General features: G+C 66.4%; 14 protein-coding genes. 4 read left to right on the plus strand and 10 right to left on the minus strand.

Going from position 1 to position 11,685, the window contains the following annotated elements; all coding sequences use genetic code 11:
- Positions 1-21: 21 nt before the first annotated feature.
- The 3 genes from ACFJI2_RS09885 to ACFJI2_RS09895 are packed head-to-tail and all read right to left on the minus strand — an operon-like array spanning position 22 to position 1,459.
- The gene (locus ACFJI2_RS09885) at positions 22-609 is read right to left on the minus strand and encodes a hypothetical protein (protein ID WP_377704840.1); all 588 of its coding nucleotides are present in this window, start codon (positions 607-609) and stop codon (positions 22-24) included.
- The gene (locus ACFJI2_RS09890; protein WP_377704841.1) at positions 606-1,217 is read right to left on the minus strand and encodes a tyrosine-protein phosphatase; all 612 of its coding nucleotides are present in this window, start codon (positions 1,215-1,217) and stop codon (positions 606-608) included. Before ACFJI2_RS09890 ends, ACFJI2_RS09885 begins: the two co-directional genes overlap by 4 nt.
- Positions 1,218-1,234: 17 nt before the next feature.
- Positions 1,235-1,459: a hypothetical protein gene (locus ACFJI2_RS09895; RefSeq protein WP_377704842.1), complete on the minus strand. Its 225-nt coding sequence runs from the start codon at positions 1,457-1,459 to the stop codon at positions 1,235-1,237.
- A gap of 323 nt (positions 1,460-1,782) precedes the next feature.
- Here ACFJI2_RS09895 and thrC point away from each other — a divergent pair, with 323 nt between their 5' ends.
- Genes thrC through moaD form a run of 3 tightly spaced genes read left to right on the plus strand, consistent with a single transcriptional unit; the run spans position 1,783 to position 4,724 of the window.
- Positions 1,783-3,258, plus strand: coding sequence for a threonine synthase (thrC, locus tag ACFJI2_RS09900; protein ID WP_377704843.1), 1,476 nt, complete (start codon positions 1,783-1,785; stop codon positions 3,256-3,258).
- A 3-nt stretch (positions 3,259-3,261) separates the two neighbouring features.
- Positions 3,262-4,470, plus strand: coding sequence for a gephyrin-like molybdotransferase Glp (gene glp, locus ACFJI2_RS09905; protein WP_377704844.1), 1,209 nt, complete (start codon positions 3,262-3,264; stop codon positions 4,468-4,470).
- Entirely contained in the window at positions 4,467-4,724 is a 258-nt protein-coding gene (gene moaD, locus ACFJI2_RS09910; protein WP_377704845.1) for a molybdopterin converting factor subunit 1, read from the plus strand. The genes glp and moaD overlap by 4 nt, the downstream gene beginning before the upstream one ends.
- 137 nt (positions 4,725-4,861) lie before the next feature.
- On the opposite strand, the gene ACFJI2_RS09915 is transcribed toward moaD, so the two are convergent.
- A complete protein-coding gene (locus ACFJI2_RS09915; protein WP_107869123.1) occupies positions 4,862-5,095 on the minus strand; it encodes a hypothetical protein in 234 nt (77 codons plus the stop codon).
- Between the two features lie 80 nt (positions 5,096-5,175).
- Between ACFJI2_RS09915 and ACFJI2_RS09920 the strand changes: the two genes are divergently transcribed.
- Complete coding sequence (locus tag ACFJI2_RS09920) at positions 5,176-6,447, plus strand: TIGR03862 family flavoprotein (RefSeq protein WP_377704846.1); 1,272 nt, start codon at positions 5,176-5,178, stop codon at positions 6,445-6,447.
- A gap of 52 nt (positions 6,448-6,499) precedes the next feature.
- Here the strand turns inward: ACFJI2_RS09920 and ACFJI2_RS09925 are convergent, their stop codons facing one another.
- The 6 genes from ACFJI2_RS09925 to hpnC all read right to left on the minus strand — a co-directional run bounded on the left by ACFJI2_RS09925 (position 6,500) and on the right by hpnC (position 11,683).
- Entirely contained in the window at positions 6,500-7,309 is an 810-nt protein-coding gene (locus ACFJI2_RS09925) for a head GIN domain-containing protein (RefSeq protein WP_107869121.1), read from the minus strand.
- 18 nt (positions 7,310-7,327) lie between these two features.
- Positions 7,328-8,158, minus strand: coding sequence for a DUF1700 domain-containing protein (locus ACFJI2_RS09930; protein ID WP_377704847.1), 831 nt, complete (start codon positions 8,156-8,158; stop codon positions 7,328-7,330).
- A 15-nt stretch (positions 8,159-8,173) separates the two neighbouring features.
- Positions 8,174-8,308, minus strand: coding sequence for a hypothetical protein (locus tag ACFJI2_RS09935; RefSeq protein ID WP_377704848.1), 135 nt, complete (start codon positions 8,306-8,308; stop codon positions 8,174-8,176).
- 149 nt (positions 8,309-8,457) lie between these two features.
- The gene (gene hpnE / locus ACFJI2_RS09940) at positions 8,458-9,927 is read right to left on the minus strand and encodes a hydroxysqualene dehydroxylase HpnE (RefSeq protein WP_377704849.1); all 1,470 of its coding nucleotides are present in this window, start codon (positions 9,925-9,927) and stop codon (positions 8,458-8,460) included.
- An 18-nt stretch (positions 9,928-9,945) separates the two neighbouring features.
- Entirely contained in the window at positions 9,946-10,779 is an 834-nt protein-coding gene (hpnD, locus tag ACFJI2_RS09945) for a presqualene diphosphate synthase HpnD (RefSeq protein ID WP_377704850.1), read from the minus strand.
- A gap of 34 nt (positions 10,780-10,813) precedes the next feature.
- Positions 10,814-11,683: a squalene synthase HpnC gene (gene hpnC, locus ACFJI2_RS09950; protein ID WP_377704851.1), complete on the minus strand. Its 870-nt coding sequence runs from the start codon at positions 11,681-11,683 to the stop codon at positions 10,814-10,816.
- Between the last annotated feature and the right edge of the window lie 2 nt (positions 11,684-11,685).

Here is an 11,685-nt window from a genome sequence, read left to right on the forward strand (position 1 = left end):
GCAAGGGCGGTGACGGCCCGCTTAGCGCAGCGCTTCCAGCGTCTTCGGCAGGCTGTCTTTGCTCATGCTGTCCACGATCCAGCCAGCGCCCAGTGGTACGGGACCGGGATCGGTGTAGACATAATACTGCACCACGGTTTTGCCACCGTCACCGGAGACGGGCGACAACTGCCAGTAACCTTCAGTGTCGGCGATGGTTTCCTCCGGCTTCAGTCCGGCGGACGGCACCATGTCCCACGCCAGCCGGCACTGCTGCGCGCTGACTCTGGGCGTCATTTCCAGCCGGTATTTCTTCACCTTGCCAAGTGGTAATTTGAGCGTCATATCCACCAGTGTGTTGCCGTTGGCCGCCTTCGGCAGCGCCGTGTGCGACACGCTGGGCATGAAGCCCGGGTAGCCGGCGTAATCCTGGACGATGCCGCACAATTTGGCCATGGGCGCCTGGATGATGGTCGCCGCCAGGAAGGCCTTGCCCTGTGCCTTCTTGGACGCCACTTCCTGCAGCGTTACTTCCTTGTCGGACAGCCTGGCGGGATCGATGGCGTCGGCCGCGCAGGCGTTCAGGCAGAGCAGGGCGGCCGGCAATGCCAGCAAGCTGGTTGTCTTCATCGGGACTCCTCGTCTACGCCCGCGCGGATGGCTTCCACATCCACCTTGAGCAGGTAAGATTCAATATTCTTCCACACCGCATGATAGCCGTAGCCGCCTTCCTTCATTTCGCGCAGCGCGTCCTGCCTGCTGCGCTGCTGGTAGAGGATGCGGTACATGGCCGTGACCAGGCCGGTGCGGTCGGCGCCGTGCTGGCAGTGCAGCAGCACCGGGCCGTGCTGCTCGGCGGCGCGAATGGCGCGCAGCGCCTCGATGATCTTGCGGTCGCTGATGTCCCAGGTGTTGATCGGCACGTGCACCGGCTTGATGCCGCTGCCGCGCAGGATTTGTTCGTCGTCGTGAAAGGCGCGCAGGCTCACCACCGTCTTGATGCCCGGCGCCTGCAGGCGCCTCACGTCGTCCGGTCGCAGCATGGCACTGCGGAAGAAGGTTGGCGTCACGCTGTACAGATTGCCCGGCGCGTGGATAGGCGTGGCCCAGTCCCCGCTGCGCTGCGCCGCTGCGCCGCCCGGAGCCGTTGCCGCCGCAGTCGCCCCCGCAGTCGCCGCCGTGGCCGCCGTTGCTGCCGCTGTCGCCGCTGTTGCCGCCGCCAGCAATGGCGCCAGCATCAATGCAAGCGCCGCCCTCATGCCGCGCGCGCCGGCTGGAAGATCTGCGCCGCCGCCGGCTGCGCCAATACCCGGGCCAGCACTTCGCTGGCAGCGTCCGGCTTGCCCAGCGCGCGCGCCTTGGCGGCCATCTCCGCCAGCCGCTGTGGATCGCGCAGCAGCAACTGAACGCGATACGCCAGCGTTACCGGGTCGAAGGCTTTTAGCTTCAGGCGCTCCACGCCGCGCCGCAGCCGCTGCATGGAACCGTGCGCCGGCGCGTCGTGCGTGGCCTGGTACAGCGTCCAGGTGGGTCGCTTGCACGCCGTCGCCCGCGTGGGCGCGGATCGCTTCGGCTGCGCGCATATGGCCGACGCCGGCCGACACGCTGAGGAGCAGGATTTTGCGCGGTGTCATCGGAAGTCCAGGAAGATGAAAATGCCAATCATACCAGATTGCTTTTTTGGCAAACCGGTCCGCCGCGCCCATATTCGAAATATGCATAAAACAATGCGATATAACACCGATACCCGAGCCGCACTATAATAGACGCTCGATTTCGCACGCCAACCGGACTTTCTCATCTATGCAATATGTGTCTACCCGCGCCGCAGCGTCGGCCGCATCGCAGTCTCCGCAACAGTTCTCCGATATCCTGCTGGGCGGCCTCGCCCCGGACGGCGGCCTGTATCTCCCGACCGAATACCCGCAAGTGACCGGCGCCGAGCTCGATGCCTGGCGCAAGCTGTCCTACGCCGAACTGGCCTTCGAGATCCTGAAGAAGTTCGCCACCGACATTCCGGAAGCGGACCTGAAGGCGCTCACCGCGAAGACCTATACCGCCGACGTGTACCGCAACGCGCGCGAGGGCGAATCGGCCGCCGACATCACGCCGCTGCGCGTGCTGGAGGAGTCGAAGGGCAAGAAGCTGGTGCTGCAGGCGCTGTCCAACGGCCCGACCCTGGCCTTCAAGGACATGGCCATGCAGCTGCTGGGCAACCTGTTCGAGTACGCGCTGGCCAAGAAGAACGCTGAACTGAACATCTTCGGCGCCACCTCGGGCGACACCGGCAGCGCGGCCGAATACGCGATGCGCGGCAAGAAGGGCATCCGCGTGTTCATGCTGTCGCCGCACAAGAAGATGAGCGCCTTCCAGACCGCGCAGATGTTCAGCCTGCAGGACCCGAACATTTTTAACATCGCCGTCGAAGGCGTGTTCGACGACTGCCAGGACATGGTCAAAGCGGTCTCCAACGATCTGCCGTTCAAGGCGAAGCAAAAGATCGGCACCGTCAACTCCATCAACTGGGCGCGCGTCGTGGCGCAGGTGGTGTACTACTTCCGTGGCTACCTGGCCGCCACCACCAGCAACGACCAGAAAGTGTCCTTCACCGTCCCGTCGGGTAACTTCGGCAACATCTGCGCCGGCCACATCGCCCGCATGATGGGCCTGCCGATCGACAAGCTGGTGGCCGCCACCAACGAAAACGACGTGCTCGACGAGTTCTTCCGCACCGGCGTCTACCGCGTGCGCAAGTCCGCCGAAACCTATCACACCAGCAGCCCGTCGATGGACATCTCCAAGGCGTCCAACTTCGAGCGCTTCGTGTATGACCTGGTGGGCCAGGACGCCGAACGCACCCGCGCGCTGTTCACCAAGGTGGAAACGCACGGCGGCTTCGACCTGTCCGGCTACCCAGGCAGCGACGGCGACGAGTTCACCAAGGTGGCCAAGTATGGCTTCAAGTCCGGCAAGTCCACCCACAAGGACCGCCTCGACACCATCCGCGACGTGGCCGACGACTACGGCATCGTGATCGACACCCACACCGCCGACGGCATCAAGGTCGCGCGCGAGAACATGGAAGCGGGCGTGACGATGATCGTGCTGGAGACCGCGCTGGCCGCCAAGTTCAACGAAACCATCCTGGAAGCGCTGGGCGAGGACGCCGAGCGTCCGGCCGGCTTCGAAAACATCGAAGCGCTGCCGCAGCGTTTCGTCGTCATGCCGGCCGACGTGGCCAAGATGAAGGACTACATCGCTACCAACACGGGACTGTAAGCCATGAAACCACTGATGCCGGTGCGCGAGGCGCTGGACTTCATGCTGGCCGCCGCCCGCCCGGTAGCGGAGATCGAAACGCTGTCCACGCTGGCGGCCAACGGCCGCGTGCTGGCGCAGGCGCAGGCATCGGGCATGAACGTGCCGACGCACGACAACACGCAGATGGACGGCTACGCCGTGCGTGCGGCCGATTGCGCCAGCGGCGCGGCCACGCTGACGGTGTCGCAGCGCATTCCGGCCGGCCACGTCGGCCAGCCGCTGCTGCCCGGCACGGCCGCGCGTATCTTCACCGGCGCCATGATCCCCGAGGGCGCGGACGCGGTGGTGATGCAGGAGCAGTGCGAGCTGGCCGGCAACCTGGTCACCATCAGGCACGTGCCCAAGGCCGGCGAATGGATACGCCGCGCCGGCGAGGACATCACCAACGGCAGCGTCATCCTGCCGGCCGGCACCCGCCTGCGCAGCCAGGAGCTGGGTCTGGCCGCCTCGGTCGGCCTGGCCGAACTGCCGGTGCGGCGCAAGCTGCGCGTGGCAGTGTTCTTCACCGGCGACGAGCTGGCCATGCCGGGCGAGCCGCTGGCGCCCGGCGCCATCTACAACTCCAACCGCTACACCCTGCGTGCGCTGCTGGAAAACCTGGGCTGCGAGATCAGCGATTTCGGCATCGTGCCGGACTCGCTGGACGCCACCCGTTCCGTGCTGCGCCAGGCGGCCCAGGGCAATGACCTGATCATCACCTCCGGCGGCGTGTCCGTCGGCGAAGAAGACCATATCAAGCCTGCGGTGGAGGCCGAGGGCAAGCTCAATATGTGGCAGATCGCCGTCAAGCCGGGCAAGCCGCTGGCGTTTGGCGAAGTGAAGGACGCGTTCTTCCTCGGCCTGCCGGGCAATCCGGTGTCCAGCTTCGTCACCTTCCTGCTGTTCGTGCGGCCCTTCATCCTGCGCCTGCAGGGCGTGAGCGACCCGCGAGCGCTGGCGCCCAAGGCCTACCCCCTGCGCGCCGATTTCAGCTGGCCCAAGGCCGACCGGCGCAACGAATTCCTGCGCGCGCGCCTGAACGGGCAGGGCGGGCTGGACTTGTTCGTGAACCAGAGTTCGGGCGTGCTCATCTCCACCGTGTGGGGCGACGGCCTGATCGACAACCCGCCGGGCCAGGTCATCCAGCCGGGCGATACGGTGCGCTTTATTCCATTCAGTGAGTTGATATGAAGGTGACGCTGAAATTCTTTGCCAGCGTGCGCGAGGCCGTTGGCACGTCCACCGAGGTGCTGGAGCTGCCTGCGGGCGTGGACACGGTGGCCGCGATCCGCGCACTGCTGGTCGCGCGCGGCGGAGCGTGGGCGCAAGCGCTGGGCGAAGGCCGCGCCCTGCGCATGGCCTGCAATCAGGTGATGTGCCAGCCGGAGACGGGGGTGAAAGAGGGCGCCGAGGTCGCGTTCTTCCCGCCCGTTACCGGCGGCTAACGCTCGGCGGCTTACGCGCTTGCGCGCTAAGCCCCCCTACGCATCACGGGCAGCGCGGATATCGCGGGCATCGTGGATTCCGTGGATGTCCTGGGTACCGTAGGGCGGGTTAGCGTAGCGTAACCCGCCGTGCGCCGTTAGGGCCGCTTGCCCGGCTTCCCCACTGCATCGCACGCCGCGCACTCCTGCCCCTTGCGATAGCGCCGGTACTGCGTGCCGACAAAAATGGCCGCCGCAATAGCCGCCCAAGCCGCAGCGCTCAGAATATCCGCCTGCGTGGTCGTTCCCTTTACGTATTCCACAATCGCCAGGATGGCAAACAGCGGCACCGCCGCCAGCAAATACCGCTTGATCCAGAACGCTGCACCCATGACTGCCTCCCAAATTGGTAGATGCGTGCCAGTATGCCCTAGAATGCCGGATTGCCTCAATATTTCACCCGGATTTCCCCATGCAGTCTCAGAACAAGAATAACTACCGCGTCGCCGTGATCGGCGGCGGCCCGGCCGGCCTGATGGCGGCGCAGACCCTGGCGCAGCGCGCCGGCCCCGACCAGCCGCTGCAGATCGACGTCTACGACGCCATGCCCTCCGTCGGCCGCAAGTTCCTGCTGGCCGGGCGCGGCGGCATGAACATCACCCACGCCGAGCCTTACGATACCTTCGTCACCCGCTACGGCAAGCGCGCCGCCATCCTGCAACCCATGCTGGACGCCTTCGGCCCGCAGCACGTGCGCGACTGGGTGCACGGCCTGGGCATCGAAACCTTCGTCGGCACCTCGGGCCGCGTGTTCCCAACCGAGATGAAGGCCGCGCCGCTGCTGCGCGCCTGGCTGCACCGCCTGCGCGAACTGGGTGTGCATTTCCATCAGCGCCACCGCTGGACCGGCTGGAACGCCGGCGGCGCGCTGCTGCTGGACACGCCGGAAGGCGAACTGGCCGTGCAGGCCGACGCCACCATCCTGGCGCTGGGCGGCGCCAGCTGGGCGCGGCTGGGTTCGGACGGCGCCTGGGTGCCGGTACTGGAGCGCCAGGGCGTGGAGGTGGCGCCGCTGGTGCCCGCCAACTGCGGTTTCGACGTGGACTGGAGCGCGCATTTCAGCGCCAGGCACGCGGGCGAGCCGCTGACCACGGTGGCCATCACGTCCACCGGTGCGGATGGCAAGCCGTTCCGCAAGCAGGGGCAGTTCGTGGTGACGGCCACGGGCGTGGAGGGCGGCCTGATTTATGCGCTGTCGGCCGCGCTGCGCGACCAGATCGCGGCTGATGGCAGCGCGCTGATCTACCTGGACTTGCTGCCGGACTTGAACGCCGAGCGCGTGCTGGATGAAATCAGCCGTCCGCGCGGTTCGCGCTCGATGGCGAGCCATTTGCAAAGCCGGCTGGGGATCAAGGGCGTGAAGGCGGGGCTGTTGCGCGAGTGCGCCAGCGCGGAGGAGTATGCGGACCCGGCGCGGTTGGCGCAGGCGTTGAAGATGCTGCCGCTGCGGCTGCGCGCGCCGCGGCCGATCGACGAGGCGATCAGCACTGCCGGCGGCGTGCGGTTTGAGGCGATGCAGGGGACGATGCTGGCGGCGAAGCCGGGCGTGTTCGTGGCTGGCGAGATGGTGGACTGGGAGGCGCCCACTGGCGGCTATCTGCTGACGGCTTGCCTGGCCAGCGGGCAGGCGGCGGGGGAGGATGTGTTGCGCTGGCTGCGGCGGGTTACGCCGCTGCGCGGCTAACCCGCCCTACGATATACGATATACCGCAATGCGGCGGTCCGTGAGCCTTGTTTTAATGATCCCAGGTTACTTCGCCGGAGCCGGTGCGGCTCACGTTGCGGTTGTCGGGGTTGCCGAATACGCGGATGTCGCCGCTGCCGTTCAGCGTCAGTTCGGCGGACTTGCGGGCAAATACATTGGTGGTGCCTGAGCCCTTGAGGTTGACCACCACCTGGTCCGACGCCAGGTGCTGCGCATCCAGGTCGCCCGAGCCGGTCAGTTCGGCGTTCAGGCTCTTGCAGCTGCCGCTGCTCCTGATCTGGCCCGAGCCGACCATTTCCAGCGTCACCACGTCGCTGGCGCCGGTGTTCAGGGTCAGGTCGCCGCTGCCGTGCACGCCCGCATCAACCTTCTTGAAGCGCCCGTTGAAGTTCACATTGCCCGGCCCGTGCACCTGAACCGACAGGTTCTCGCCGCTGAAGCCATTCACCGTGCTGTCGCCGCTGCCGTGGATCTCCAGTTCGGACAGCGAAGGCAGCACCAGCTCCACCTGCAGCGGGCGGCGGTGGTGGAACAGCATGCCCTTGGTGCCGATGTGCAGCGTGTTGCCTTCCTGTTCGGTTTCCACGTTGCCCAGCAGGCGCTGTTCGCCGCGTACCTTGAGCGAAGGCTTGTCGCCCTGGCGCAGGGTCAGGTCGATCGGGCCGCTCAGCTCCACCGAGGTGATGCCGGCGCTGACGTCGCGCGTTTCGCTGGCAGGCGCCCGGCCTTGCGCGCTGGACGGGTTGGTGGCGCCGTGCGCGCGCAGCATGCTGTAGGAGACGGCGATCAGCGCGAACGCCAGCAGCAGCATGCTGATTCCGACTTTGAGTAAGGCTTTCATGGTGTGCTCCCGTCCGCCTTAGCGGCCCCGCAACAGGGAAAAATTCATCTGGATGTAGCGCTTGATGCCCATGATGGTGTACTTGGTCACCACCAGGCTGAGCAAACTGAGCAGGATGCCGACGATCACCAGCGTCATGCCCAGCACCGACTGCGTGGTGCGCGATTCGCCGTCCAGGTCGGTGGAAATGTGGACCGCGCTGCTGGCCATGCGTTCGGCCTTCTCGATGATCTTGCCGGAGCGGCTGTCGCTGTCGCCGTCGCTGTCGCTGGCGCCATCGGCGGCGTCGCCGTCGGCCCTGGCGGCCGGCGGCGCGTCGTAGCCGTCCAGCGGCTCCTGGTAGATCTGGATGCCTTCGTGGTCGATGGCGATCTTGGTCTGGGTACGGTGGCCCTCGCCGTCCTGGTTGTCGAAGTGGATGAATTCGCGCAGCGGGCCGTCCAGCACCAGCTCATTGGTGCCTGACAGGCCGCTGGCGGTGATGACGATGCCGCTCAGGTAGAAGGTGAAGGCGCACACGTACACAGCGCCCAGCAGGGCGGCATACACCATGGCCGGCACCACCATGAACAGGTTGAAGATGGCCAGGCCGATTAGCGACACGGCCATGCGGGCGGCGTTGACCGGGGTTTTCTTCTGCTCGAAAGCCGTCATGTGGACGTTGGCGCGCAGCGTCATGGCGATCTTGCGCGGTTCGCCCAGTTCGGTGGCAATCTCCTGCTCGGTGCGGCCGGCCATCGCGCCGTCGACGAAGCGCTGCTCGTAGTAGGCCAGGGTCTTGGCGACCGTTTCCGGCGGCAGTCCCGCCAGGGCTTTCTGCAGCGCGTCCAGGTATGCCTGCTTATCCATCCAGAACTCCTGCAGTTAAAACGCGTGTTGCGACATGGAAACTACTGCGCCGACGTGCTCGCTCAGCACGATGGCAACCGTGCTGGCGGCCACCAGGGCGAGTACTGCCAGGGCTTTCAGGGTAAGTCCGAGTGTCAGACGCTGTTCCATTTCCCGCTCCATTTCCTGCTCCATATTGATTCACTACCGATGATGCAACTGTACGCAAACGAACTTGTACAGACCACTGGTGTGCGACAGGATGCATAAATGACGGGGCAGACGACGTATGAGGGGGATAGCCGGGGGCGTTCTGCAGCTTAGCCATGCTTGCTCTGTAGTAATTCCTTGGCGGCGGCGCCGCCGCTGCGAACGGCGCTTTCCAGGGTGGCGGGATAGTCGCCAGCAGTGTAGTCGCCCGCCAGCAGCAGGCCGGGCAGGCCGGTGGCGTTGGCCGGCCGGGCCAGCGCCGGGCTGCAGGCAAAAGTGGCGCGCTTTTCCGTGATGACGCGGCTCCAGGAAGGCTGAGCCAGCTCCGGGCGGCGCAGCACGGCGGCTAGCTGGGCGGCGATGGCGGCGCTCAGGACCGGCTGCCCCAGCCCGGCCGCCGCGCCGGATGCGCTGATGACCACCGCCAGCATGCCCGCCTGCGCCGCATCGAGCTGGCCCCGGTCGAACACGAACTGACCCCAATGGCCGGCAGCCGGATTGTCTATCAGCGCGTAGAACGGGATCTCGAGCCGCACGCCGGCGTCGTATTGCAGATAGCAGGTGGTGATGGCTTCCGGTGCGAACGCCTCCAGCTGCGCGGCGAGCGCGGTCAGCGCGTCCAGCGGCGAGTCGGCACCGGCAGCAGCCACGCGGTCGCTGTGCGTGGCGCCGTCCGCTGGCAGGCGGTCACTGTGCGCGGCGCTGTCCGGGGAGCGCTGGCTGGCGGCGAGGCTGCGCAGCAGGGTGGCGCTGGCGGGGGCGCCTTGGGCGAGGATGACTGCGTCGAAGTCGGCGGTCCACGCGGCGCCGAGCGCGCTGCCGGTGGCGGCGAGCTGCCAGCGCTTGCCGGGCAGCGGCGCGAGGGCGGTCACTTTCGCGCCGGTGTGCACGGCGCCGCCGTGGCGGGTGACATAGGCGGCTGCGGCGTCGGGGAACAGCGCCCCCAGGTCGGCGCGCGGAATCAGCATGTCAGACGCCTTGCGGCGCGCGCCGAGGCTGTCGCGCAGCACGCTCAGGAACACCTGTGCGGACGCGCGGTCTGTTGGCGTGTTGAGCGCGGCCAGGCACAGCGGGCGCCACATCAGCTGGATCAGGCGCGGGGTCTGGTCGAAGCGTTCCAGCAGATCGTCCACGCTGCAATCGGTGTTCAGGCGCCAGTCCATCCAGCGCGCGGTGGTGGAGAAGCGCGCCAGGGCCATCTTGTCTTCGCGCGCCAGGCCGCCGGCCCGCAGCAGTGCGCCCAGCAGGTGCAATGGCGCGGGCAAGCGCGGCGCCACGAAGTCCATGCCGCCCGCGCCGGGCACGTAGCGCATCTGCAGCGGAACGGTCAGCATGGCTGCCTTCACGTCCACACCCGCCAGTTTCATCAGCCGCAGGGTTTCGGAATAGGCGCCCAGCATGATGTGCTGGCCGTTGTCCACCAGCCGCCCGTCCATCTCCACGCGCCGCGCGCGGCCGCCCAGCGTGCGGGCCGATTCGAGCAGCGTCACCTGGCAGCCGGCGCGCGCCAGCTCCACGGCCGCCGCGCAGCCCGCCCAGCCGGCGCCGACGACGGCAACGCTGCGGGTTTGCTTAGCCACGAAAGTTAGCCACGAGAATCAGCCACGAACATAGGTTTTCCACGCAAGCCACAGCTTGCGGATCGGCGTCAGCGAAATGCGCTGGGTCAGCACATGGTAGCCGTCGTTCTCGATCTCGGTGAGCAGCGTGCGGTAGATGGCCGCCATCATCAGGCCCGGGCGCTGCGCGCGGCGGTCTTCCTTGGGCAGCAGCGCGAACGCCTCGTCATAGGCTTTTTGCGCGCGCGCGATCTGGAACTTCATCAGGCTCTCGAAGTTCTCGCTGTGGCGCGCGTTCAGCAGGTCCGCAGCGGTGACGTTGAACTGCTGCAGCTCGTTCACCGGCAGGTAGATGCGGCCCTTGCGCGCATCCTCGCCCACGTCGCGGATGATGTTCGTCAGCTGGAACGCGTGCCCCAGCTTCTCGGCGAACTGCAACGTTTGCGGATTGGTCACGCCGAAAATGCTGGCCGACAGGATGCCCACCACGCTGGCCACATGCCAGCAGTACTTGCTCATGCCCGCGTAATCCAGGTAGCGCGTCTGGTTCAGGTCCATCTCCATGCCGTCGATGATGGCCTGCATGTGCTCCTGCTTCAGATTGTAGGTCGCCAGGTGCGGCTGCAGGGCTTGCGTGACGGGGTGCGTCTGTTTGCCTTCGTACATGCCGGAGATCTCCTTGCGCCACCAGGCCAGCTTCACGCGCGCCACCGATTCGTCGGTGCATTCGTCCACGGTGTCGTCCACTTCGCGGCAGAAAGCGTACAGCGCCATGATGGCGCGGCGCCGTTCCTGCGGCAGGAACAGGAAGCTGTAGTAGAAACTGGACCCGCTGGCGGCGGCTTTTTGCTGGCAGTATTCGTCTGGTGACATAGTCAAAAAAGCAAGGGTGAGGCGATCGAAGCCGCTATTCTAAGGGAAGCGCCGCAGCCGGGGGGCTTTTCATGAGGCGCTTCATGCGCGCCTTCATCCTCAAACCGCGCCAGATCACCTTCAGCCAGTCCTTGCGGGTGAGTTTCGGGCGGCGGCGGAACACGTCGTAATCGACTTCCTCGATCGATTCCAGGATGCGCAGGCCGCCTTGCACCACCATGCGCAGCTCCAGCCCGATGCGGCCGCGCAGGCGCAGCGCCAGCGGCGCGCCGCTCAGCATCAGCGCGCGGGCGCGCGCCACCTCGAACTTCATCAGGTTGCGCCATTTGGCCGTGCCGCCCGGATGGTCCAGCGCCGCCGGCGACACGGCAAAGCGCGCCAGATCCTCCATTGGCAGGTAGATGCGTTCCTTATGCAGATCGATCGCCACGTCTTGCAAAAAATTGATAATCTGCAATGCTGAACAAATGGCATCGGAATCGCGCACATTGTCGGCGTCGGCTTGGCCGTACAGCGACAGCATCAGCAGGCCGACCGGGTTGGCCGAACGGGCGCAGTAGTCCAGCAGCGCCTCGTAAGTGGAATAGCGCGTCACGGTGACGTCCTGCTTGAAGGCCGACAGCAGGTCGCGGAAGGGCTGCAGCGGCAGATCGTATTGCGCAATCACGCCGGCCAGGCGCGTGAACATCGGGTCCAGCCCGGAGCGCGCACCGGCGGCAATGCCGTCCAGCGCCTGTTCGTAGGCGGCGAGGGCGGCCAGGCGCTGCTCGGGCGTGGCGTCGCCTTCGTCGGCCAGGTCGTCGGCACTGCGGGCGAAGGCGTAAATGGCTTCCACCGCAGGCACCAGGCGGCGCGGCAAGAGGACGGAGGCAACGGGGAAGTTCTCGTAATGGTCTACAGACATAT

Source organism: Pseudoduganella sp. UC29_71, from assembly GCF_042693265.1.
Classification (GTDB): domain Bacteria; phylum Pseudomonadota; class Gammaproteobacteria; order Burkholderiales; family Burkholderiaceae_D; genus Rugamonas.

Excerpts from the sequence above, each read along its gene's own strand:
- ACFJI2_RS09885 (WP_377704840.1), bottom strand. The coding sequence starts at position 609 with ATGAAGACAACCAGCTTGCTGGCATTGCCGGCCGCCCTGCTCTGCCTG.
- ACFJI2_RS09890 (WP_377704841.1), bottom strand. The coding sequence starts at position 1,217 with ATGCTGGCGCCATTGCTGGCGGCGGCAACAGCGGCGACAGCGGCAGCA.
- ACFJI2_RS09895 (WP_377704842.1), bottom strand. The coding sequence starts at position 1,459 with ATGCAGCGGCTGCGGCGCGGCGTGGAGCGCCTGAAGCTAAAAGCCTTC.
- thrC (WP_377704843.1), top strand. The coding sequence starts at position 1,783 with ATGCAATATGTGTCTACCCGCGCCGCAGCGTCGGCCGCATCGCAGTCT.
- glp (WP_377704844.1), top strand. The coding sequence starts at position 3,262 with ATGAAACCACTGATGCCGGTGCGCGAGGCGCTGGACTTCATGCTGGCC.
- moaD (WP_377704845.1), top strand. The coding sequence starts at position 4,467 with ATGAAGGTGACGCTGAAATTCTTTGCCAGCGTGCGCGAGGCCGTTGGC.
- ACFJI2_RS09915 (WP_107869123.1), bottom strand. The coding sequence starts at position 5,095 with ATGGGTGCAGCGTTCTGGATCAAGCGGTATTTGCTGGCGGCGGTGCCG.
- ACFJI2_RS09920 (WP_377704846.1), top strand. The coding sequence starts at position 5,176 with ATGCAGTCTCAGAACAAGAATAACTACCGCGTCGCCGTGATCGGCGGC.
- ACFJI2_RS09925 (WP_107869121.1), bottom strand. The coding sequence starts at position 7,309 with ATGAAAGCCTTACTCAAAGTCGGAATCAGCATGCTGCTGCTGGCGTTC.
- ACFJI2_RS09930 (WP_377704847.1), bottom strand. The coding sequence starts at position 8,158 with ATGGATAAGCAGGCATACCTGGACGCGCTGCAGAAAGCCCTGGCGGGA.
- ACFJI2_RS09935 (WP_377704848.1), bottom strand. The coding sequence starts at position 8,308 with ATGGAACAGCGTCTGACACTCGGACTTACCCTGAAAGCCCTGGCAGTA.
- hpnD (WP_377704850.1), bottom strand. The coding sequence starts at position 10,779 with ATGTCACCAGACGAATACTGCCAGCAAAAAGCCGCCGCCAGCGGGTCC.
- hpnC (WP_377704851.1), bottom strand. The coding sequence starts at position 11,683 with ATGTCTGTAGACCATTACGAGAACTTCCCCGTTGCCTCCGTCCTCTTG.